Origin of the sequence: Niveibacterium sp. COAC-50 (assembly GCF_013184235.1) — a bacterium.
GTDB classification, from domain to species: domain Bacteria; phylum Pseudomonadota; class Gammaproteobacteria; order Burkholderiales; family Rhodocyclaceae; genus Niveibacterium; species Niveibacterium microcysteis.
On the sequence record NZ_JABCJM010000002.1, the window covers coordinates 263,135 to 285,300 of the forward strand.

Annotated in this window: 17 protein-coding genes; 12 read left to right on the top strand and 5 right to left on the bottom strand. The window is 66.8% G+C overall.

All coding sequences use genetic code 11. From position 1 onward, the window contains the following. Positions 1 to 7: 7 nt before the first annotated feature. The 12 genes from HH302_RS08690 to ptsP all read left to right on the top strand — a co-directional run bounded on the left by HH302_RS08690 (position 8) and on the right by ptsP (position 11,978). Positions 8 to 1,273 (top strand): nitrous oxide reductase family maturation protein NosD, encoded by a 1,266-nt coding sequence (locus HH302_RS08690; RefSeq protein WP_172201368.1) that lies wholly within the window; start codon positions 8 to 10, stop codon positions 1,271 to 1,273. Further along, on the top strand, positions 1,254 to 2,156 hold the full coding sequence (locus HH302_RS08695; RefSeq protein WP_172201370.1) for an ABC transporter ATP-binding protein: 903 nt from the start codon (positions 1,254 to 1,256) through the stop codon (positions 2,154 to 2,156). Before HH302_RS08690 ends, HH302_RS08695 begins: the two co-directional genes overlap by 20 nt. After that, positions 2,153 to 2,968: an ABC transporter permease gene (locus HH302_RS08700; RefSeq protein WP_216661844.1), complete on the top strand. Its 816-nt coding sequence runs from the start codon at positions 2,153 to 2,155 to the stop codon at positions 2,966 to 2,968. The genes HH302_RS08695 and HH302_RS08700 overlap by 4 nt, the downstream gene beginning before the upstream one ends. Beyond that, positions 2,965 to 3,471, top strand: a complete 507-nt coding sequence (locus tag HH302_RS08705; protein WP_371814638.1) for a nitrous oxide reductase accessory protein NosL — start codon at positions 2,965 to 2,967, stop codon at positions 3,469 to 3,471. Before HH302_RS08700 ends, HH302_RS08705 begins: the two co-directional genes overlap by 4 nt. 45 nt (positions 3,472 to 3,516) lie before the next feature. Next, the gene (locus tag HH302_RS08710; protein WP_172201372.1) at positions 3,517 to 4,785 is read left to right on the top strand and encodes a class I SAM-dependent methyltransferase; all 1,269 of its coding nucleotides are present in this window, start codon (positions 3,517 to 3,519) and stop codon (positions 4,783 to 4,785) included. 61 nt (positions 4,786 to 4,846) lie between these two features. Beyond that, positions 4,847 to 6,139, top strand: coding sequence for a glutamate--cysteine ligase (gshA, locus tag HH302_RS08715; protein ID WP_172201374.1), 1,293 nt, complete (start codon positions 4,847 to 4,849; stop codon positions 6,137 to 6,139). Then, positions 6,136 to 7,086, top strand: a complete 951-nt coding sequence (gene gshB / locus HH302_RS08720) for a glutathione synthase (RefSeq protein WP_172201376.1) — start codon at positions 6,136 to 6,138, stop codon at positions 7,084 to 7,086. Before gshA ends, gshB begins: the two co-directional genes overlap by 4 nt. Positions 7,087 to 7,275: 189 nt before the next feature. Then, complete coding sequence (locus HH302_RS22305) at positions 7,276 to 8,271, top strand: FxDxF family PEP-CTERM protein (protein ID WP_253946077.1); 996 nt, start codon at positions 7,276 to 7,278, stop codon at positions 8,269 to 8,271. Positions 8,272 to 8,449: 178 nt separating this feature from the next. Then, positions 8,450 to 9,487 carry an FAD:protein FMN transferase gene (locus HH302_RS08730; RefSeq protein ID WP_172201378.1) on the top strand — a complete coding sequence of 346 codons (1,038 nt, stop codon included), beginning with the start codon at positions 8,450 to 8,452 and terminating at the stop codon, positions 9,485 to 9,487. 79 nt (positions 9,488 to 9,566) lie between these two features. Next, positions 9,567 to 9,974: a PTS sugar transporter subunit IIA gene (locus tag HH302_RS08735; protein WP_172201380.1), complete on the top strand. Its 408-nt coding sequence runs from the start codon at positions 9,567 to 9,569 to the stop codon at positions 9,972 to 9,974. Then, positions 9,961 to 10,230 (top strand): HPr family phosphocarrier protein, encoded by a 270-nt coding sequence (locus HH302_RS08740; protein WP_172201382.1) that lies wholly within the window; start codon positions 9,961 to 9,963, stop codon positions 10,228 to 10,230. Before HH302_RS08735 ends, HH302_RS08740 begins: the two co-directional genes overlap by 14 nt. After that, positions 10,230 to 11,978, top strand: coding sequence for a phosphoenolpyruvate--protein phosphotransferase (ptsP, locus tag HH302_RS08745; RefSeq protein ID WP_172201384.1), 1,749 nt, complete (start codon positions 10,230 to 10,232; stop codon positions 11,976 to 11,978). The genes HH302_RS08740 and ptsP overlap by 1 nt, the downstream gene beginning before the upstream one ends. A 22-nt stretch (positions 11,979 to 12,000) precedes the next feature. Here ptsP and HH302_RS08750 read toward each other — a convergent pair whose 3' ends face one another. Genes HH302_RS08750 through HH302_RS08770 form a run of 5 tightly spaced genes read right to left on the bottom strand, consistent with a single transcriptional unit; the run spans position 12,001 to position 22,160 of the window. Next, entirely contained in the window at positions 12,001 to 13,320 is a 1,320-nt protein-coding gene (locus tag HH302_RS08750; protein ID WP_172201386.1) for a patatin-like phospholipase family protein, read from the bottom strand. 35 nt (positions 13,321 to 13,355) lie between these two features. Beyond that, a complete protein-coding gene (locus HH302_RS08755) occupies positions 13,356 to 17,033 on the bottom strand; it encodes a DUF4157 domain-containing protein (RefSeq protein WP_172201388.1) in 3,678 nt (1,225 codons plus the stop codon). Next, positions 17,030 to 18,997 (bottom strand): ATP-binding protein, encoded by a 1,968-nt coding sequence (locus tag HH302_RS08760; protein ID WP_172201390.1) that lies wholly within the window; start codon positions 18,995 to 18,997, stop codon positions 17,030 to 17,032. The genes HH302_RS08755 and HH302_RS08760 overlap by 4 nt, the downstream gene beginning before the upstream one ends. Continuing rightward, positions 18,994 to 20,916 (bottom strand): hypothetical protein, encoded by a 1,923-nt coding sequence (locus HH302_RS08765; RefSeq protein WP_172201392.1) that lies wholly within the window; start codon positions 20,914 to 20,916, stop codon positions 18,994 to 18,996. The genes HH302_RS08760 and HH302_RS08765 overlap by 4 nt, the downstream gene beginning before the upstream one ends. A 2-nt stretch (positions 20,917 to 20,918) precedes the next feature. Next, entirely contained in the window at positions 20,919 to 22,160 is a 1,242-nt protein-coding gene (locus HH302_RS08770) for a hypothetical protein (RefSeq protein WP_172201394.1), read from the bottom strand. Between the last annotated feature and the right edge of the window lie 6 nt (positions 22,161 to 22,166).

Below are 22,166 nucleotides of genomic sequence, written 5' to 3' on the forward strand. Positions count from 1 at the left end.
CAAGCGCATGTGCTCTGCCCTTCGCATCGCCTTCCTGTCGATCACGCTGCTGCTTGCCGGCACGGCCGCTGCCGCCGAACTGCATGTGGCGGCCGGCGAGTCGATTGCGGCAGCGATCGCGCGCGCCCAGCCGGGCGACACGATCCGCGTCGCGCGGGGCCTGTATCGCGAGCACCTGCGGATCGAAAAGCCGCTCACGCTGATCGGCGAGAACATGCCAACGATCAGCGGAGACATGTCGGGGGATGTGATCCGCATCGTTTCGCCCGACGTACGCATCGAGAGCTTCGTCGTACGCGATTCGGGCGACGACCTCGAAAAGCAGCAGGCGGGCATCTACATCCAGCCCGGCGCGCACCGCGCAGTGGTGCGCAACAACCAGCTCGCCTACAACCTGTTCGGGCTGTGGATCGAGAAAGCCAACGACGTGGTGGTGGAAAAGAACCGCATCGCCGGCAAGCGCGACTACCTCTCGCCCAACCGCGGCAACGGCATCCAGCTCTACAACACGCAGGGCGCGAAGATTCTCGACAACCACATCAGCTACTCGCGCGACGGCATCTATGTCGACGTGTCGCACCACGCGCTGTTCCGCGGCAACGAGATCCACGACAGCCGCTACGGCACGCACTACATGAACTCCTACTTCAACACCTGGGAGAAGAACTTCGTGCACCACAACCGCGGCGGGCTCGCGCTGATGGAGGTGCATGACCAGGTGGTGCGCAACAACGTCGCGTGGGCCAACACCGATCACGGCATCATGCTGCGCACGATCCAGCGCGCGGAAGTCAGCGGCAACATCATCGCCGGCAACGGCCGCGGCTTCTTCATCTACGACGCGCAGGACAACACGCTGACCGGCAACCTCGTGGTGCGCAACGAAGTGGGTGTGCACCTGTCGGCCGGCTCCTGGCACAACCTGGTCGACGGCAACGACTTCATCGGCAACCACGAAGGCGTGCGCTACGTTGGCGCGAAGGACGAGGTGTGGGGGCCGAAAGCCGGCAACCACTGGAGCGGCTACCTCGGCTGGGATCGCAACGGCGATGGCCGCGGCGACGTGCCCTTCGAAGCCGCCGACCTGGTGGACCGCCTGATGTGGCGCTACCCCGCGGCCCGCGTACTGCTCAACAGCCCGGCGGTCGAAACCCTGCGCCTTGCCGCCCGGCAGTTCCCGGTGCTGCGCGCCCCCACCGTGGTAGAACCCTCGCCCGCGATGCGCCCCCGCCACCCAGACTGGAGATACTGGCTTGAACGCGCCCGCCATTGAACTTACCGGCGTCACCAAGCGCTTCGGCGAAGTGGAAGCCGTGCGCGGCGTCTCGCTTGCCGTCGCACCCGGTCGCACCTTCGGCCTCATCGGCCACAACGGCGCCGGCAAGAGCACGTTGTTCCGCATGATGCTCGGGTTGATCGCGCCGGACGCCGGAACACTGCGCCTGCTCGGCGAGCCCAGCGACGGCGCGCGCTTCCGCGAGGTGCGCCAGCAGATCGGCTACCTGCCCGAACACGTCGCGCTGTACGACAACCTGAGCGGCCTCGAAACCCTGCGCTTCTACGCCAAGCTGCGCGGCGCGGCGCGCGCCGAGTGCGATGCGGCACTGGAACGTGTCGGCCTCGCCCATGCGGCGACGCGCAAGGTGCGCGGCTATTCGAAGGGGATGCGACAACGGCTCGGCTTTGCGCAGGCGCTGCTGGGCAAGCCGAAACTGCTGTTTCTCGACGAACCCACGAACGGGCTGGACCCGCAAGCGATCCACGATTTCTACCGCGTCATCGCCGAACTCAAGGCCGAGGGCGCAACCGTGGTGCTGACCTCGCACATCCTCGCCGAGATCGAGCAGCGGGTGGATGAGGTGGCGATCCTGCGCGAAGGGCGCATCGTCGCGCAGGGCAGCGTTGCTGAACTGCGCGAACGGGCCGAGCTGCCGGTGCGGCTGATCGTTCGGGTGACGGCCGAAGCGCGCGAGCGACTGATCGCAAGCCTTGGCGCAAGCGCGGAAGACGCGGCCCATGTGGCGCTGAGCGTGAATCGCGGCGACAAGCTCGCGCGCATCGCACAGCTGGCGGCGGAGCCGGGCGTCAGCGACCTGCGGCTGGTCGAGCCTTCTCTCGAAGCCGTGTTCCTCGAACACTCGCAGGAGGCCGCATGAACATCGTTCTGAGGCAAATCACCGCAATCGCCGGCAAGGAATTCCGCGACCGCGTGCGCAACCGCTGGGTGTGGGTGATCGCCACGGTGTTCGCCGGGTTCGCGCTCGCAATTGCGTACTTCGGCGCCGCCAGCGAAGGCCAGGTCGGCTTTCGCGGCATCGACGTGACGATCGCGAGCCTCGTCTCGCTGGTCACCTACCTGATCCCGCTGATCGCGCTGGTGCTGGGCTTCGACGTGATCGTCGGCGAACGCGAGCGCGGCACGATGGAACTGCTGCTTGCGCTGCCCGTAACGCGCGGCGAGGTGCTGGTCGGCAAGTTCGTCGGCCTTGCCGCCACGCTGACGGTGGCCACGGTGCTGGGCTTCGGGCTGGCCGGTGCGGCCTTCCTCACTGCGGGCGGCGACGCGTTGTTCCACTACGCCGGCTTTGTTGCGTCGGCGATCCTGCTCGGGCTCGTGTTCCTCGCGATCGCGGTACTGCTGTCGGTACTGGCAAGCGACCGCGCGCGCGCATCCGGCTACGCGGTCGGCGCCTGGTTCCTCTTCGTCATCGTGTTCGATCTGGTGTTGCTCGGCGGCCTCATCGCCCTGGGCGGCAGCGGCGCAGGTGACGCCCTGCCCTGGCTGCTGCTCGCCAACCCGACCGACGTGTTCCGCATCCTCAACGTGTTCAGCCTCGACCAGGTCGGCGCGCTGTACGGCTTGGCCACCGTCTTCCCGCCCGCGCTCGCCAACCCTGCGGTGCTCGGCGGCGTGATGGCCGGCTGGATCGCCGCACCGCTGGCCCTTGCCTACTGGAGATTCAAGTGAAACCCCGTTTCCGCATCCTGACCCTCGGCCTGTTTCTGGCCGTGGCCGCCTGCAGCAAGGCACCGGTCGACGACAAGCCGGCTTCCATCGCGCGTGGCGACGCGTGCTCGCTGGACGGCATGACGCTGGCCGACTTCCCCGGCCCCAAGGGCCAGATCGTCTGGGCCGACGGCCAGCACGACTTCTTCTGCGATACGCGCGAAATCGTCGCGACCCTGCTCAAGCCCGAACAGCAGCGCGCGATGAAGGGTGCCTATGTGCAGGACATGGCGAAGACCGACTGGGACAAGCCTCAGGACGCATGGATCGACGCGAAGGCCGCCTTCTACGTACAGGGCTCCAAGCGTCACGGCAGCATGGGCCCGACGCTCGCGAGCTTCGCCGAGCGCGGCGCAGCCGACGCCTTCGCACAGCAATACGGCGGCAAGGTGGTGGCCTACGCCGAGATCAAGCCGGACGCCGTGAGCATGGACGGCGGCATGGACCACGACCAGAAGATGTGAGCCCACGCGGGGCAGCCGGTCGGCTTGTGGGACAATGCCGCCCCGATGAACACCGTCTGCAGCCCCGCGCCCACCCGCCCCGATTTGCCCGACTTCAATGTTGCGCAACTCGGACAAGTCTTCACGCCAGAGTCGGTCGTGCAGGCGATGCTGGCGCTGCGGCAGCGCCACGGACGCGTGCTGGAGCCCTCCTGCGGCAACGGTGCCTTCCTGCACCATCTGCCCGGCGCGGTCGGCATCGAACTCGATCCGCGCCATGCCCCGCCCGGCGCCCTGGTCGGCGACTTCTTCGCGCTGCCGGTGCATGAGAAGTTCGATACCATCATCGGCAACCCACCGTACGTCAGGCACCAGGACATCGCCGCCAGCACCCGTGCGCTGCTGCCCAACGCGCTGGGCTTCGATCGCCGCAGCAACCTGTTCCTGTTCTTCATCGCCAAATGCCTGGATCACCTGGCCAGGGGCGGTGAGCTGATCTTCATCACCCCGCGCGACTTCCTCAAAGCCACCAGCGCACGGCCGCTGAACCGGCTGTTGCATGCACGCGGCACGATCACGCATGTGATCGAACTGGGCGACAAGAAGAGCTTCGATGGCGCCCTGCCCAACTGCCTGATCTGGCGCTTTGTCGAGGGCGATTTCTCGCGCCGCACTGCGCTGATCGACGCCGCCCACCACCGCACGCTCGACGGCGCGCTCGCCGCCGCCGCACGCGGCGACTGGGAGATGCGCGACTTCGTCGAACACGCCGGGCAACTCGCCTTCGTGCGCGACGCCCACGAGGTACCGCTGACCGAGGTGTTTGCGGTGCGCGTCGGTGCCGTGTCCGGCGCAGACCCAATCTTCGCCGACCCGCAACACGGCACCCGCGATTTCGTCTGCTCGCGCACCCGCACCAGCGGCGAGACGCGCCGCATGATCTGGCAACCCGAGTCACCCCACCCGGCCTTGCTGCCGCACAAGGCCGCGCTGCTCGCACGCCGCATCAAGCCCTTTGGCGAAGCGGACTGGTGGCAGTGGGGACGCGGCTATCCGCAAAGCAGCGCGCCGCGCATCTACGTAAACCACCGCACCCGGGTTGCGGAACCTTTTTTCCTGCACGACAGTCCCCATTTCGACGGGGCGGTACTTGCGCTTTTCCCGCATCGCCCCGATGTAGGGCTGAATGTGCTGTGTGCGATGCTGAACGCGGTCGACTGGGCGGAGCAAGGCTTCGTCTGCGACGGTCGTTTCATCTTCGGCCAGCGCGCGCTGCAAAACGCCCGCCTGCCGGCAGCGTTTGCGGCTTTTGCACGGAACCCCGACAGCGCCTGAGCGCCGACCCGCGCCGCCTCGTCGGGGTTAAACTTGGCGCCCCGACCGAGGAGACACCCCAATGGTCCCGCATCTGACGACGGCCCTGACCGGACCGCTTCTGGAACTCGAACGCTGCTTCCTCGATAACGCCACGAGCATCGAGGCTTGGCTGCGGCAACAATGGCTCGATCACATGCCGCCCTTCTACGGGTCGGTCGATCTGCGCAACGCCGGCTTCAAACTCGCGCCGGTGGACATGAACCTGTTCCCGGGCGGCTTCAACAACCTGCATGAAAGCTTCCTGCCGCTATGCGTGCAGGCCGCGCAATCGGCAGTCGAGCGCATCTGCCCGGACGCGTCGAAGGTGCTGCTGGTACCCGAGAACCACACGCGCAACCAGTTCTACCTGATGAACGTGGCGCGGCTGGCGAACATCCTCGGCCACGCGGGCCTGAAGGTGCGTATCGGCAGCCTGCTGCCCGACATCACCGAACCGACCACGCTCGATCTGCCGGACGGCCAGAAGCTCACGCTCGAACCACTGGTACGCAAAGGCGATCGCCTGGGCCTGAAGGACTTTGACCCCTGCGCGGTGCTGCTGAACAACGACCTCTCGGCCGGCGTGCCGACAATCCTGAAGGATCTCGATTCGCAGTGGGTGATACCGCCGCTGCACGCGGGCTGGACCACCCGCCGCAAGTCGATCCACTTCGCCGCCTACGACCGCGTTGCCGAGTCGTTCGCGAAGATGCTGAAGATCGATCCATGGCTGATCAACCCCTACTTCGGCCGCTGCGGGAAGATCGACTTCCATGAGCGTGTGGGCGAGGAATGCCTGGCAGCGCAGGTCGATGCCACGCTGACGAAGATCCGCGCAAAGTACGCCGAGTACGGCGTCGAGGATCAGCCTTTCGTGATCGTCAAAGCCGATGCCGGCACCTACGGCATGGGTGTGATGACCGTGCGCGATGCGTCGGAAGTGACCGGCCTCAACCGCAAGCAGCGCAACAAGATGTCGGTCATCAAGGAAGGCATGCAAGTCAGCGAGGTGATCATCCAGGAAGGCGTGCATACCGTCGAACAGGTCAATGGCGGCGTCGCCGAACCGGTCGTCTACATGCTCGACAAGTACGTCGTTGGCGGCTTCTACCGCGTCAATACCGAGCGCGGCATCGACGAGAACCTCAACGCGCCGGGCATGCGCTTCGAGCCACTCGCGTTCGAAACCTGCTGCAATACACCCGACTGCGCACAAGCCCCCGACGCAGCACCGAACCGCTTCTACGCCTACGGCGTGGTCGCGCGGCTGGCGCTGCTCGCTGCCTCAGTCGAGTTGGAAGAAACCGCACCGGCCGAACTGGAACTCGCATGAAAATCGCCTTCATCGTCGATCCGCTCGAAGGACTCAAACCCTACAAGGATTCGAGCATCGCGATGATGCGGGCGGCGCAGGCGCGCGGGCACCAGGTGTTCGCGATCCTGCGCAAGGATCTGCGGCTGCGCGATGGCATCGTCAGCGCGCGCGCAGTGCCGCTCACGCTGGCCGCCGACAATCACGACTGGCACACGGCGGGTGAGCCCGGCGACTTCGCGCTGAGCGACTTCGATGCGGTGTTGATGCGGCAGGACCCGCCTTTCGACTTCGAGTACATCACCGCCACCTGGCTGCTCGAACGCGCCAAGGTGCAGGGCGCGAAGATCTGGAACGACCCGCGCGCGGTGCGTGACCACTCGGAAAAGATCGCAATCACCGAGTTCTCGCAATTCACCGCGCCCACGCTGGTCGCCCGCGCCACGGAAGACATCGGCGCCTTCATCGACGAATTCGGCGACGTGATCCTCAAGCCGCTCGACGGCATGGGCGGCAGCGGCATCTTCCGCGTACGCCGCGACGATCCGAATCGCAACTCGATCATCGAGATGCTGGGCCAGCTTGGCAGCCAGACCATCATGGCGCAACGCTACATCCCGGCCATCAGCGCGGGCGACAAGCGCATCCTGATCATCGGCGGCGAAGTCATGCCCTACAGCCTCGCGCGCATCCCGAAGGCTGGCGAATCGCGCGGCAACCTCGCCGCCGGCGGCCGCGGCGTGGCGCAAGCACTGTCGCCACGTGACCGCGAGATCGCCGAAACACTCGCGCCGGTACTCTGGACACGCGGACTTCTGATCGTGGGCCTGGACGTCATCGGCGATTACCTCACCGAGATCAACGTCACCAGCCCGACCTGCATGGTCGAGATCGAGGCGCAGACCGGCTGCACGGTGGCGACGAAGGTGATTGAAGCGCTGGACGGCGCAACGTCTCAGCAATCCTGAATCCCCGTTCAGCGCTGGCGGCGAGAATTGACGAACCACTGCGCGACTGCCGCCGCCCGATAGCAGCTCGCCAGCCAGGCACGTACGGAAAATTTCACGAACGAAGAAAAATGCAAGGCATCGCCGGTCAAATTCCGGCGATGCCAATGGTATTGTTCGTGCCGTCCGAAACTCAACTGCACGTTCCCCATGAAAATGCTGCGAATCGCTGTACTGCTCGCGTCTGGCTTCGTTGCTTCGACCGTTCAGGCCTCCAACTACGTTGGCACCCGCGCCCTCTACGATGCTGTTCCATCGTCGATCGGGGATATCGTCAATTCGCAGTACGACGTTTCTGCACCGACCGAGAGCGTGTCATCCATTGCCCTGAATGCGAATGGTGGCGATCGATTGGCGAATGCATGGGCGCGGCTGGACACCACCACGGGTGCGTTCAAAGCCATTACTTCGGTGAGCAGCGCTGGACAGTTCGGCGGCCGTACCGCCGCATTTGCGGACAGCGCCATTTCTGACGTTCTGCGCGTCAATTCGGTGAACGCCTTTGAAACGGTGCGTTTCTCGGTGCGTTACGACTCCGTTATCGATACCAGCGCGGTTGCGGCGAGCGACACCCGCTACTCGTCTCCCTACCCGATTCGTCATACCGACAGCGAGTTTGCACTGTCTGTGTGGCACGAAGTTCCGAATCCGGATTACACCGAAGGCGGCGAATCTTCGCCCACTATCCGCGAACAGCTTGGTGGTCAGTTCGGCAGGCTCTGGTCCTACGCGTCCTTCGTAGATCCGGCGACCAACGGTGGCAGCAACATCAAGTATTCCTACTACGAACAGTTGGGCGGCGACGCGGCGAACTATACGGTTGATGCGCTCGGCAGCAAGAGCCACTGGAACGGCAGCCTGAGCTTTGACGTCCTTGTGCCGACCAACACTGATTTGACCTTCGACACGAGTTTCAGCCTCACTGCCTTCTGTTACCAGGCAATCAACTGTACGTCGCAGAACGATTCAAGCCACTCGTTCTACCTGGGCGTAACGGCGCTCGGCGGTACCGTGGTCTCGCAGAATGGTTACGGGTACACGATGGGCGTTCCCGCCGTGCCGGAACCCGAAACCTACGCCATGCTGCTCGCCGGCTTGGGTGTTGTGGCCGCCAAGGCCCGTCGCCGCGCACGCAACCGCGCCTGAGCCGACAGTCGCCGCGCGGCGGGCGTCCAGCAAGCCGCTGCGACCGAAGAAAAAAGGGAGCGACAAGCTCCCTTTTTTTGTTGAGCCGCCGAACATTACATTTGACCGCGGCCGAACTTGGCCCGTGAACGCAAGTGATAGGCTTAAGCCTCCGAAGCAACTGGCGCTGAGCCCATTCATGTCGTTCCTGAGATCCAGCCTTGCGCTGATGGTCGTTGTGCTGGCGCTGGCAGCCTGCGCTCGCGACACCGCCCACCATGAAGAATCCTTCGTCTTCGGCACTCGGGTTGAGATCACGACCTGGGGAGTGCCCGAGGCCAAGGCGCGCGAGGCCGTGGGGGCCGTGCTGCGCGAGTTCGACCGTATGCACCGGGCCTACCATGGCTGGCAGCCGTCGGAACTGACCGCACTGAACGAGGCGCTGGCCCGCGGCGAGACGGCGACGGTGTCGCCGGAGCTGGCCGGCATGCTGAGCGAAGCCAAGACCCTTGCGGCACGGGGCGGGCAGCTCTTCGATCCGGCGATCGGCAAATTGATCGGCCTTTGGGGTTTCCATCGCGACCAGTACGAACCGGTCACCCCGGATCCGGAGGCGCTGCGGGTGACCATGGCTGCGCACCCCTCGATGGAAGATCTGACGATCGATGGCGCCCGCGTCAGCAGCCGCAACCGTGCGGTGCAGCTCGATCTGGGTGGCTATGCGAAGGGCTGGGCTTTGGATCGGGCGGCAACCATCCTGCGTGACCAGGGCGTCGCCAACGCGCTGATCAATATCGGCGGAAACGTGCTCGCCCTGGGCGCGAAGGGCGAGCAGCCTTGGAAAGTCGGCATCCAGAATCCGCGCGGCGCCGGCGCGATTGCCGCGCTCCCGCTGAAAGACGGCGAGGCGATCGGCACCTCAGGCGATTACCAGCGCTTCTTCGAGCGCGACGGCCAGCGCTTCTGCCACCTGATCGATCCGCGTACCGGCAGCCCCGCGACCGAGACACGAAGCCTCACGATCCTGATCACAGCGCGGCCGCGTGCCGGCACTCTGTCCGACGCAGCCAGCAAGCCGGCCTTCATTGACGGCGCACACTGGCGCCAACGCATTGCAGCCTACGGCATCGACCAGGGCCTGCGTGTGGATGCCGCGGGCCGCATCCAGGTCACCGAAGCGCTCGCGCGGCGCATCGAATGGCTCAACGGCAGCAAGCCGGACGAGGTCGTCGAGTAATTGGCGCGACGCAGCACTTTGCCCGGCAGGGTGCTTTAGAATCGCAAGCTACCCTCTGCCCTGCAGACCGGAGTCAGGCATGCTCGGAATATTCCTCGTCACCCACGGCACGCTCGGCGAGTCACTGATCCAGTGCGCCTGCCATGTGCTGAACCGGCGTCCGGCGCAGATCGCGCAACTAGGCGTATCGGCAGCGGACGACCCGCTCGACGCGCTGCCAACAGCACGCGCGCTGATGCAGACCGTGGACAGCGGCGATGGCGTGATCGTGCTCACCGACATCTACGGGGCCACGCCGAGCAACATTGCCCTCAAGCTCCTCAAGCCCGGCGTCGTAGAAGGCCTGGCAGGCGCAAACCTGCCGATGCTGCTGCGAATCCTCACCTACCGCGAAAAGAACGACATCCACACCGTGATCACCAAGGCGATTGCGGGGGGTTGTGATGGCGTGCTCCATATGAAAGTGGATCGGGATGCCAAGAACTGAAGTCGAGATCGTCAACAAGCTCGGTTTGCACGCGCGCGCGTCGGCCAAGCTCACGCAGGTCGCGAGCGCGCATGAATCGGAGGTCTGGCTCGAACGCAATGGGCGTCGTGTCAACGCCAAGAGCATCATGGGCGTCATGATGCTCGCCGCCGGCAAGGGGGCGAAGGTGATCATCGAAACCGAGGGCTCGGACGCCGACACCGCCATGCAGGCGTTGGTCACCCTCGTGGCAAACCGGTTCGGCGAGTCCGAGTAATGCCGCAAACGGTGGCACGGCCGGAATCGGTCTCCTTTGCGCTGCACGGCCTGCCGGTCTCGCACGGGATCGCGATCGGCTACGCCCACCTGATCTCGCATGCGCTGCTGGAAGTGCATCACTACGTGGTGTCGCCCAAGGCCACCGCGAAGGAACTGGCCCGGCTTGACGATGCCATCGCCGCGGTCGGCGCCGAACTCGACGTGCTCCGCCAGACGCAAAGCGCCGCGGCGTCTGAAGTCGCCGTGTTCGTTGACCTGCAGCGCATGTTGCTGCAGGACCCACTGCTGATCGAGGAAGCCCGCGAGCATATCCGCACCCGCCGCTGCAATGCGGAGTGGGCGCTGGTGCAGCAGATGGAAGTGCTGGTCGAGCAATTCGACGCAATCGAGGACGCCTACCTGCGCGAGCGCAAGGCCGACGTCGTGCAGCTGGTCGAACGCCTCGTCAAGAGCCTGCTGGGCCACCCCGGCTACGTACCGCCGAAACAACGTGATGGCTTCGCGACGATCGTCGTCGCGCATGATCTGTCACCGTCCGACACGATCCATTTCAAGGACGCCAAGATCGCCGGTTTCGTGACCGACATCGGCGGCGCCACCTCGCACACCGCGATCGTCGCGCGCAGCCTGGCGATCCCGGCCGTAGTCGGCCTGCAGCATGTGCGCCACACCGTGAACGACGGCGATGTGCTGATCGTGGACGGCACGCGTGGCGTCGTGATCGTCGCGCCGGACGAGCGGGTGCTCGAGGAATACCGCATCCGCCAGGGGCAGCTCGAACTCGAACGCTCCAAGCTCAAGCGGATTACCGGCGCCACCGCACGTACGCTGGATACCGAACGCGTCTTCATCAAGGGCAACATCGAGCTCCCGCGCGACATGCAAGGCGTTCGCGAGGTCGAAGCCGACGGGGTGGGTCTGTTCCGCACCGAGTTCCTCTTCATGGGGCGCGACGAGCTGCCGGACGAGGACGAACAGTTCGAAGCCTATCGCAGCGTGCTCAAGGCCCTGCCGGGCAAGCCGGTGACGATCCGCACGCTGGACATCGGTGCCGACAAGGCGCTGCGCGGCATGGAGGTGCACGGCGATCAGAACCCCGCGCTGGGCCTGCGCGCGATCCGCTACTGCCTTGCTGAACCGCGCATGTTCCTGACGCAGCTGCGCGCGCTGCTGCGTGCCTCGCACTTCGGGCAGTTGCAGATCATGCTGCCGATGCTCGCGACGCTCGACGAGATCACGCAAAGCCTTGCGATGATCGAACGCGCGAAGGCCGAACTGCGAGCCGAGAAAGTGAAGTTCGCCGACGGCGTACCGATCGGCGGCATGATCGAGATCCCCGCCGCCGCGCTGTCGGTCGGGCTGTTCACGCGCAAGCTCGATTTCCTCTCGATCGGCACCAACGACCTGATTCAGTACACGCTGGCGATTGACCGCACCGACGCGGCCGTGTCACACCTGTACGACCCATGGCACCCGGCTGTGCTGATGCTGATCCATCGCACGATCCAGGCCGGCAACCGTGCGGGCGTCCCGGTCTCCGTGTGTGGCGAAATGGCCGGCGACGTGGCGAACACCCGCTTGCTGCTGGGCATGGGGCTGCGCGACTTCTCGATGCACCCGACGCAGATCCTCGAGGTCAAGCAAGAGATCCTGCGTGCCCACACCGGCGAGCTGGCGGTGAAAGTCGGCAAGCTGATGAAGCTCGACGAGCCGGACAAGGTTCGCGAAGCCATCCAGCGGCTCTGAATCCGGCTCGCCGCCTGGCCGGTCAGACGGGTGTCGTCTTCGGCCGCCAGGCCTCCTGATAGGCGCCGATGAGGCTGGCACGGGTGTCCTTGTAGCGTTCCCAGTCAAAACCTTCGAGGAATTCGAGCGCCGTCTTCGCGCCGCGATCGAACAGGTCCAGCTTGGCCGCGTCACTGAGCTGGAAGTTCAACCAGTCGTGGTCGGCCGTATCGATGTAGGCCACCAGTTGGCGGAAGTCCGGGTTCTTCCGGATGAACTCGTAGTCCAGGCAGTGGCGCGATGAGTTGAAGGTCTGTGTGATCAGCTTCAGCGCGCCAGTGATGGTGTGGGCGCGTTCATCCCATTGCAGCTTCACGCCGAAGGTCGGCCGCGTCGGCACCTTGTGCGTGGAATGGAAGACATCGATCGGGAAGTTGGACAGCACGCCGCCATCCACGAACACCGCCTCCGGCGGCGGAAAGCCGATGTTGTCGTCGGCCACCAGCCCGGCCATGTCTTCCCACTGCTTCAGATGGGGCTCGTCGCGCAGGCTCAAGGGCACCCGCACCGGCTTGAAGAAGAGCGGGATCGACATCGAGCAGCGCGCATAGTCCGCCGGGTTCACCGCACCGACATCGGCCCAATAGAGCGCGGCCATGCGCGGGAACTCGACCTTCGTTTCGGTCGCGATGTCCGCGGCCACCACACACAGATAGTCCTTTGCCGGGTCGAGCGGCGGCAGCGCATCCGCACCGTCGAGCTGCGAGGCACGGTGCCGCGTGCCATCGCGCAGGCGCCATCCGGCCGGCGTCGTACCCATGCGCGCCCGCAGCGCAGACGTGGTGGCGACCTCCTTGCCCAGCACCACGTCGCGCATCCAGGCATGGAAGCGTTCGCCGCGGTTCAGCCCGTGGATCTCGTTCATGTTGTCGACCACCTGCATCGCCTTCCAGATGCCCTTCGCGAGCCCGGGCCGCTTGAGCATGGTGTCGATGAAGTCGGGCGCGTCGTCGTCATCGTCGTCCTTGCCGTCGACAAAACTCGCCATCGGCATGTTGGCGACGATCTCGGTCAGGCGCTCGCTCTTCGCCTCGGCGGGCGTGCCCAGGGCAGCGAGCGCCAGCGCAGTGATCGAGCCGGCTGATGCGCCCCCAAGCCCGGAGAAGCGCAGCCCCGCCTGCTCCAGGATGTAGACGTAGCCGAGCAGCGCAACGCCCAGCACGCCGCCGCCCTCCATCACCAGGTCGACATACTGGTGGCCGGCGGCGTCGACCACATCGCTGTAGATCCGCTGATCCAGCCCCCGGGCTTTGAGCAGGGCGACCGTCGGCTTCACGCAATCGAAGAACTGTTGTGCCTGCATGCTTGATCTCCTGTCCGGCGGAGCCGGTCTGACCCTCAGGTCTGTGGAAAACCGTTGGGGAAGTTGGGCACCGATCCGCGCTGCGGGCTGCCCATGCGCTCGTAGCCGCCGCCCGTCTTCTTGCGCTTGAGCTGTTGCCATTCCCACGAAATCGCGGTGGCGAGGAAGCCCTCTTCGGGGGCGGCTTCCGGCGGCGTGGCGACCGGGCTGCGCGGATACTTCACACTGACTTTGTAGTACACGAACTTGCGTGCGGTGTTGATCATCGATTTGAGCGTGCTTTCCACCGCGGCCTGATGCGCCGCGTTGCAGCTGAAGGTGATCGGCGTGAGGTTGGCGATGTTGTCGCCGGGGCCGCCGAGCTTGTTGTTCAGCAGGTGGCCCATCACATAAAGCCGCTTGCCGTTGCGCCGCTGGTTTACCGCGGCCCAGATCGGCGGCACCACTGACGGCGAGCTGCCGGCGCCGTGTTCGGGCGTCAGTGGGTCGGCCGTCATGCTCTTGCCGCCACGTTGCGCATCGACGCCACCGTAGCTGACGCTGGTCGGGATGCCGTCGCCAAGCTCCAGCGCCGGGTCGCTGTCATCCGTCGGCACGCCGGCCTGGCGGAACACGCCGCCCAGCGCGTTCAGGTGCTTCTGTACCGTCTTGGCGTGCTTGTCCGCTTCCGCGTCGTCCTTGGCGTTCTTGCCATCGCGGATCGCCTTGTAGACATCGCGCTTGAGGTCCTTCGCCTGTGACTTGAGGCCGCCGTCGGCGATCTGCCCGATCGCCTCGTCGATCGCCGTCTTCTTGCTCTCAACGTAGATCGCCGGCGCGTCTTCGGTGCCTTCGGTCGAGATCGTATGCGATTCGCCGCTCTTGCTGCGGAAGCCCACGCGGGTCTTCCACCAGTCCGCAATCGCACCGGCCACCGCCTTGATGCCGCGAAGGATCGCATCGATACCCGCCTTGACCTTGTCGATCAGCCACAGGATCGCGTCGTCCACCTTCTTGCGGATCGTGTCGACCAGCTCGCGAATCTTCTTGCCGACGCCGCCCAGCCCGACTTGTTCGGCCAGGAAGCCGATCACCACCGGCATCGCGCGGCGCATCAGCCCTTCCACCCGCGCGCCCGCCTTGTCGATCGCGCCACTCGCGATCTCCGACGCCGAATCGAGCGCACTGATCGCGATGCGGATGATCTGCTGCGCGTAGCGCTTCACGGCCTTGAAGACCTTGTACACCCGACGTGCGATGTCGACGATCTCGGACAACCCGCCGGATGCCGCAGCAGCCGTCGCCACGATCGCGATTTCCTCCGCCACCTTGCCCGCCACCCATTCGGCCACACCCTGCAGCACCGTACTGCCGAATTCCTTGGCCTTGTCGATGATGCCCTTGGTGTTCTCGGCGGGCGACTTGGAGGTGTCGATTGCGCCACGCACCCAGGCGATCGCGCTGCCAAAGCGGCGCATCCAGGTGCGCAGCTTGTCCACCTTCTTCGGGTCAAAGCGCTTCTTCAGCAGATCGAAGATGTGGTTCACCGACAGCCCCAGCACATCCAGCGCGAAACCGAACACTGCCATCGGGTCCTTCCAGCTGCTCGGCGCGCTGATGCCCTTCTCGGCCAGTTCGCCGAACAGCCAGCCCTCGATGCCGAAGCCAAGGTGGCTCAGAATGTTCTTGCCGAATCGCTTGAAACCGGCGCCGGTGGCGCGCACCGCATTGCGCACGAAGTCGATCGGCGCGCGCATCACGCGGTCCCACACCGAGAAGGCCTTGCTGATGAGTTCGCCAAGCAGCTCCGGCGGCACGTCGAAGACCCGCAGCACCAACCGGAAGCTCGCTTTCACCGCCCCCATCAAGTCGCGGTTCTTGAACACCAGCTTGATCAGCGCACGGATCTCCGTCTTCGTGCGAGCCCAAGCCTCGCCGTCGCGCGCGAGCGCTTCGAACAGCTCGATCTGGCGCAGGATGATCGGGATCAGGAAGTCGACAAAGGGGTCGCGGATGCAGCTCGGGATCATGTCCCAGATCTTTTCGGCGAGCAGGATCGGGATGCCCCAAACGTCCAGCACCACGTTGGCGATGCGGCGCAGGAAGTTGAGCGCTCGGCCGAGGAATGCGCCGAGCCGATCCACCATCGCGAGCAGGCCATCGGCCACCTGCATCAGCTTGCCGCCGGCCCAGGCAGCCAGTGCGTCAATCTGGTCCGCCACCCACTGCGTCGCCGACACGATGAACGACAGCCCGACGCCGGCTGCCACACCAACCCAGCCGCCAACCGCCTTCGCCACCCGGCCGATCGCGCCCGTGAGGCCGCGCGCGAGATTCACCAGCCCGCTGCCGAAGCGATGGGCGCCGCGTTGCAGCGTAGGGATCAGGGTGTTCTGCAGGTAGGCACGCGCCTGCACCACCATGCTGCCCTTGCCCCAGTGGGCCTTGATCCAGCGTACGCCCTGCACCACCCCTACCACGGCCGCACCCAGCGCCACCAGCGGCCCGGCAGGCGAGGCCATCACCGCCACCGCGCCCACCACCGTGGCGACCGTCTTGATCTCTTTCTGATAGGGCGCCAGCACTTCCTTCACCGCGTCCCACAGCTTCTCGACCTTGCCCTGCACCCACTGCAGGATGCCGTTCTGGCCCTCCGGGCCGTCGCCGATCCCCAGCTTGTTCTTCACCCAAGTCCAGGCGTCGGCCGAGGCCTTGCGGATCGGTGCGCATTTGTCCCACACCCAGCTCGCCAGTTGTTCGATCTGATCCCACTGCTGCTTGGCGACCTTCTTGATCCAGTTCCACACCGGTGCGCCGACCTTGTCCCACAGCGATTGGCACAGGTCCTCGATCTTCTTCACCACCGGCTGCAGTTTCTCGACGATGGGTTGCAGCAGCTTGGTTGCCAGTTGCTCCACTTTCTCGGCCGCCTGGCGCAGTGGCGTGCAGTCGTTGGCGGCGATCTTCCCGGCCGCCTCCTGCACCCATTGCAGCATCGGTGCAAAGCGGGCAGTAAGTTGTTTGCCGGCCCCGGCCACCGCATACACCGGCGCCATGACGCCGTCGATGACCTTCTTGAAGCCGTTGGTGACGCGCTCCTTCAGGTAATCCAGCACGCCTTGCGGGCCCTTCTGAACAAAGGGCGCCAGTTCGGGCGCATAGCGATTGACCAGCTCCATCGCCAGATCGCCGGCCGCCTGCTTGACCGTATCCACGGCGCCGCCGAGCAGCGCTCGCCCGCGATCGAGCAGGCCCGGCTTCCGCTGCACCGTGTTGCCACTCGTGCGCCCGCTGACGGTGTAACCGCCGCCCGCCACCACCGCGGCGCTCGCGCTACTGGCTTCGGCTTCCAGCGCACCGCCATCGTCGCCAAGGCGCTGCACCTGCGGCCGCGCCGGCCCGCGTTGCTGGATCACATGGGCCACTTCGTGCGCGAGCAGCGCCAGATCGTCCGGCCGCTCGCCCTTCGCGAGCACGATGTCTTCGCCATACGTGAAGGCACGCGCACCGGCCTGGGCCGCCGCCCGCTGTGCCGCGGCGTCGGTATGCACACGTACGCTTGCCAGATCCGCATTGAGGCTCTGCTCCAGGCGGCGACGCACCGGCATCGCGAGCGCCTGGCCAGCACCGAGCCGGCCCGGCATGCGCTGGGCGGTACCCGCTGCCGGGCGCGCGCGCGCGGTAGTGCCCGGTGCAGGCCTCGCCACCACCGCCGCGCGCGCAAGGGCGGTCACGTTTCGCCCTCCTCACGCAGCGGGCAGACCTGGCCGCTCTTGCGATACTCACGGCGAATCGCCGCCTCCAGCGCCGCGGCGTCGATGCGGCTGCCGGCCTCCAGTGCCAGCAGCGCCGCATGCAGCACCACATTGCGCCACTGCCCGCCCGCGAAACTGCAGCGCGCCGCAAAGCGCGCCAGCACCTGTGGTGGCACCGCATGGTCGCGCGGCAGGTGGATCGCAAGGATGCGTTCGCGCACCGTGGCATCGGGCGCCGGGAAATCGATCGTCACGTCGATGCGGCGCAGGAAGGCGCTGTCGATCCGTTCCGCGCTGTTGGTGGTCACCAGCAGGATGCCGTGGAAGCGCTCCACCGCCTGCAGCAGGAAGTTGGTTTCCAGGTTCGCATAGCGGTCGTTGGCGTTGCTGACCCCCGTACGCCCCGCCATCAGCGCATCGCCTTCGTCGAGCAGCAACACCGCATCGATGGCTTCGGCCGCCTCGAAGATGCGCGCGAGATTCGCTTCCGTCTCGCCGATGTACTTGCTGACAGTACGCGCCAGATCGATGCGGAAGGCCGGTTTGCCCAACTGCGCGGCGAGGATGCGCGCAGCGGCTGTCTTGCCGGTTCCGGAAGGCCCTTTGAAAAGCGCCCGCACGCCCGGTGTGAGCCCAGCCGCCAACGCATCGCCTACGCCTTCGGCGAGCCGTTCGCGCTGCCGGCAACGCAGCTCAAGCCAGCGCATTTCCTCAGCCGCGCGGGGCGGCAAGGCCAACTCGCTCCAATCACCCGCGCCCGGCAGGGCCTCGGCCAGCGACGCCAGCGTCGCGTCGCTGCGCGCGGCCAGCAGCTGAGCCAAAGCACGCGCCGGCTCGGGCCGTGTCAGCGCGCGCGCGATCAACCGCTGCCAGATGCCGGCAGGCAAGCGATGCGGCGCGGCCAGGAAGTCAGGGGAATCTTCGAGCCCCGCACTGCGCCACGCGCGTTGCAACATCGCGGCACGCGCCTGCGGCGCGGGCGGCGCCAAGCGGAGCACCGTCACCTGTGGCGGCAGCTCGCCACCGGCCAGGGGCAGCAGGCAGATGTCAGCAAGCGGCGCGACCAACGCCAGCGATTCCGGTAGTTGCCGTCGCGCGTCCAGCACCAGTGCGGCGTCCGACAGCAGTGCGATGCAGCGTGCCGACGCCAGTTCGGCAGCCGACGTCGTTGCGCTCGCGCGCAGGCTCAAGCAAGCGTGGCCGGCCGCAGCCGCGAGCGCAGCCGCGAGCGTCATGCGGCCGCTGCCAGGCAGCCCGCGCAGCGCAAGCGGCCGAGGGGCGTCGGCCGCCGCCTTCGGCACAACCAGAGCATCGAGCGGCGACGCAGCCTCGCGCGGACGCAAACGCAGCGTCGCGTCCTCGACCCGCCGCGCGCACAGCGCGTCCCACACCGCGAGCGGCACCGACAGCGTCCACGCGGCACGCGGGCCTTGCTGCTCGGCGTGCAGCAACCCGGCGTTGAGCAGCGCCTGCAGGCGCTCGCGCACCGCGTCCGGCTCCAGCGTCGGGTGGCAGGCAGCAAGCCAGCCCCAAGCCGGGCGTGCGGTGCCATCCTGCAAATCGGCGGCGAGCGCGGCAAAGCGCGGGTCGTCTTCGATCAGGCCGATCTGGAAGACCAGCCCGATCGCCGCGTCGTCCAGCGCCAGTGCTGCTTGCATGCGACGGACCGGCAGTCCGGTCTGCGCACCCGCCCATGCGTCGGCGGCCTCATGCCAGGCATGCCAGCAGGTCTCCAGCGCGAGCCCTTCGAGTTCCGGGCGGTCGATCTGGTCGAGGTAGTCCTGCAGGAAGGGGTGGTGCGCGAACAGCGCGTCGGGCGAGCCGGCCTTGTGCAGGGCCGGCGCCAGCCACGCGAGCACCGCGCCGAAGAAGAACAGCCGCGCATGGTTGGCTGCCCCCGGCGGCACCTCGGCAAAGGCGATCGGCGCACGCGGCGCGTTCATGGCCCCACCCCTGCGTCAAAGCGATAGCGCAGATCGCAGCCCGCAGCAGGCAGCCAGCCGAGATCGCGGTCCAGGCCAGCGAGGCGCACCTCGATCGGCAACGCGGCAAGACTCATCTGCACCACCACGCGCTCAGCGCTGCGGCGGATCGTAGCCGGCCTGTGCAGCAGGCGATCAGCGGCACTGGCCTGCGGCCATCCGGTCGCGAGTGCGAGGCGCGCACGCACGAAGGGTGCGAAACGTGCGGCCCAGTCGCCCCAAGAGCGAATCGCCCCCGGCACCACTCGGGCGGATGCGCGGACGCGACGGGGTGCAACCCAGCCGGGCCACTGCGCCCCGTCCACCACTTCATCTGCCGGCAGATCGGCGACACAGAAGCCGGCCGGATGCCAAAGGCCGCAACGCCCGTCCGCCTCGACGCGTCGCCATGCGCGCGTTTGTGCGGCCCAGGGTGCGAGCCAATGCGCTGGCAGGCGCCAATCGGCATTCGGGGCGTCCGCCCAGCAGCCTGCCGCACAATCCTGCGGACGGCCGGCTGCATTCGCCAGCCAGGCGCTGAGCGGGTCGGCATCGAAATCCGTGCCAATCAATTCTCGCGCCAGCAGCGCGATGAAGTCCCAAGGGTGCAGCGCAAGACCGCGGTCTGCCGGGCGGGTGAAGTCCGGGTAGAGACCGAGCGCGACCGCCAGGTTGAGCAGATGAAAGGCGCCGCCATACTCGGTGGCGATACCAGCGCCACCCGCATCCACGGCTGGCGCCGCCGGCATGTTGGCCTGCGGCGCCGGAACGGCCAGTACATCAGGTGTGGCGAAGATCGCCGCATCGACCCCATCGCCATCGGGCGACGACATGTTCGGCGGATTTGTCGCGGGCGACGGCGCCGGCAGCCCCCAGCGCATCGGCGGCTGCCGCGCGCCGCGGGTGGTCGATTCGGGCTGTTGCTCCGGCGGCGTGCCCTCAGCTGGCGGCGGCGCAAGCGGATCGTTTGCCGCCTGCAGAATCGACGCGACGGTGCGGCCGATCGCATGGTGAACGCGGATCGGCGCCACGGGCGGCTCGGACGCGACGCCTTGCTGGCCGCCGCGCGCTACGCCGACCGATGGTTGATCGCGCAAGGGCGGCGGCGCGTCCGCTTCGCCGATCTGCATCGCCGCACGATCGGACGGTTCGCGAGTCGGTAGCGCGGCCAACCAGCGCGCCGGCGGCCGGGGCGCTGCGCTGACCGCGGCGGGCGCACGCGCCAGCCCCAACGCAAGCCACAGCCAATGGCGCGCAGCTTCCGGCACGCCCTCAGGCGCACTCGCCGCGCAGTCCGACAGGGCGTGCTCGAGAGCCACCGACGCGGGCGATTCAGCTGGGGTTGCAAGCTGGCCGACTGCGAAGTGGCGGATCAGGGCCTGACGCAACACAAGGGCCTGGGTGCCGACCGCTTGTGCGAAGTGCACCGCGCGCCCTCGTTGGGCGAGCAGCGCCAGTGCGCCGGGCACTGCTTGCGGATGCTGCTGCCACGCGGCGATGACACCGGATGCACCGTGCAGCGGCAGGCTGCACCACCACCAGCAACGCTCGATGCGCTGCGCGAGCAGATCAAGCGCTGCGCACGCGAGCCACTCGGCGGTGTCGGCGAAACACACTGCAAGTGCGTCCGGCATGACGGCCTCGCGCCACGGGTGGCGCGCAGCGGCAAGGCGCGCCTGTGCCTGCCGCACGATCGGCCCCCAGACGGCCGGAGCACGCGACAGCGGTGCGGCGAGCGCATCGTCGGTGAGTACGCCGCCGGCCTCACGCAGGCAGAGGATGGCCGCCCCGGGGTCGAGCCCCGACAGCGCCACCTCGGCGCGGCGCGCAAAGCGTGCAGCAAGCTCGTGCGTCTGCGCGCTGCCACGCACCCGTGCCCGCACGATGCGCAGGCCATCCATGTTCAGCCGCCTTTTCCGCCCTTGGGCGCCGGCTTCTTGCCGGCGGTGCGCTTGGGCGCCGGTTTCACCGGCGCGGCGCGCGCAGGCGACTTCTTCTTTGCTGGCGCACTACGCAGGTTGGTTACCGCGCTCGGCGCCAACGCAACGCCAGACACATTCAGCGCCGGTTGCGTGCTGACTGCAGACGCCGCTGGCGCAGCGCTTACCGTGCTCGCCACGGGCGTCGCCGCCATCACCACCGGTTGCGCCAGTACGGTGGCAATGCTCGGGTTGCTCACCGTCGGCGATACCGTAAGGCCCGCGTTCAGCACCGCGGGGTTCACCGTGAATCCGCCGCTTGGCGCCGGCGCAGTGGTGGCCGCGCTGTTGCCAGCCACTGCCGAAGCAAGCCCGGCGTTGAGCGCGCCGGTGGCGGCAGCGCCAATGCCGCTGGCGACTTCGGTGACGCCAGCGAAGAACAAGCGCAGACGCGGATACGCAACCACTTCCACCTGCAGGATCAGGCCGGGGTCGAAGTTGCCATTCACGCCCAGCGGCTGGAAACCGATCTCGAAGAAGCCGGGGTCCACACGCAACACATACGGCATCACCGTGGCGATGCCGCCGCGGTGATCGGCATCGACCAAGGTGAAGCGGAAGAAGTAGGTGTTGAAGGTCGGGTTGTAGCCGTCGAACGTGAAGCGCGGCGCGATCAGATCCGCGCTGACGAAATTGCCGAGCATCGAGCTGACGCCCCAACGGCTGCCGCTGGTGACGATGCCGCGATTCTGGATCGCGGCGGCGGCCACCACCACCGGTGTCGCCTGCGGCGCGGCAACCGGCCGCCACGCGTTGTTGGAGAAGCCCAGCAACTGCCCTTCGGCCGGCGCATTGGCGAGCACGCTCTTGCCCTGCAACGCGCTGATCTGGTTCGCCGCGGTGGTCCCGGTGACATCCCCCGTCATCGTCGCTGGCCCGGTGTTGCCGGCGAGCGCGTTGAGGCGGTCGATGATCGCGTTCATCAGCGTTGCCGTGATCAGCTCGCCGGGCTGCACATGCGACAGGGTCGCCGTAACGGTGGGCCGCAGCACGCCGGGGTCGATGGTGCCGATGATGCCGGTGTTGAGCAGGCCCGGCGAAATCTGCAGCAGGTCGTCGCGGATCGCGCTGCTGGCGAGCGGTTGTGCAAGGGCCGCGGCGGACGCGCGTTGCACGCCGGTGGCGTTGAGGGCGGTGCTGGTCACGCTCTTGATCAGGTCGGCCATGTCGGT

Bases quoted from the DNA above. Each gene is read 5' to 3' on its own strand.
- HH302_RS08690 (WP_172201368.1), top strand. From the start codon at position 8: ATGTGCTCTGCCCTTCGCATCGCCTTCCTGTCGATCACGCTGCTGCTT.
- HH302_RS08700 (WP_216661844.1), top strand. From the start codon at position 2,153: ATGAACATCGTTCTGAGGCAAATCACCGCAATCGCCGGCAAGGAATTC.
- HH302_RS08710 (WP_172201372.1), top strand. From the start codon at position 3,517: ATGAACACCGTCTGCAGCCCCGCGCCCACCCGCCCCGATTTGCCCGAC.
- gshA (WP_172201374.1), top strand. From the start codon at position 4,847: ATGGTCCCGCATCTGACGACGGCCCTGACCGGACCGCTTCTGGAACTC.
- gshB (WP_172201376.1), top strand. From the start codon at position 6,136: ATGAAAATCGCCTTCATCGTCGATCCGCTCGAAGGACTCAAACCCTAC.
- HH302_RS22305 (WP_253946077.1), top strand. From the start codon at position 7,276: ATGAAAATGCTGCGAATCGCTGTACTGCTCGCGTCTGGCTTCGTTGCT.
- HH302_RS08730 (WP_172201378.1), top strand. From the start codon at position 8,450: ATGTCGTTCCTGAGATCCAGCCTTGCGCTGATGGTCGTTGTGCTGGCG.
- HH302_RS08735 (WP_172201380.1), top strand. From the start codon at position 9,567: ATGCTCGGAATATTCCTCGTCACCCACGGCACGCTCGGCGAGTCACTG.
- HH302_RS08740 (WP_172201382.1), top strand. From the start codon at position 9,961: ATGCCAAGAACTGAAGTCGAGATCGTCAACAAGCTCGGTTTGCACGCG.
- ptsP (WP_172201384.1), top strand. From the start codon at position 10,230: ATGCCGCAAACGGTGGCACGGCCGGAATCGGTCTCCTTTGCGCTGCAC.
- HH302_RS08750 (WP_172201386.1), bottom strand. From the start codon at position 13,320: ATGCAGGCACAACAGTTCTTCGATTGCGTGAAGCCGACGGTCGCCCTG.
- HH302_RS08760 (WP_172201390.1), bottom strand. From the start codon at position 18,997: ATGAACGCGCCGCGTGCGCCGATCGCCTTTGCCGAGGTGCCGCCGGGG.
- HH302_RS08765 (WP_172201392.1), bottom strand. From the start codon at position 20,916: ATGGATGGCCTGCGCATCGTGCGGGCACGGGTGCGTGGCAGCGCGCAG.
- HH302_RS08770 (WP_172201394.1), bottom strand. From the start codon at position 22,160: ATGGCCGACCTGATCAAGAGCGTGACCAGCACCGCCCTCAACGCCACC.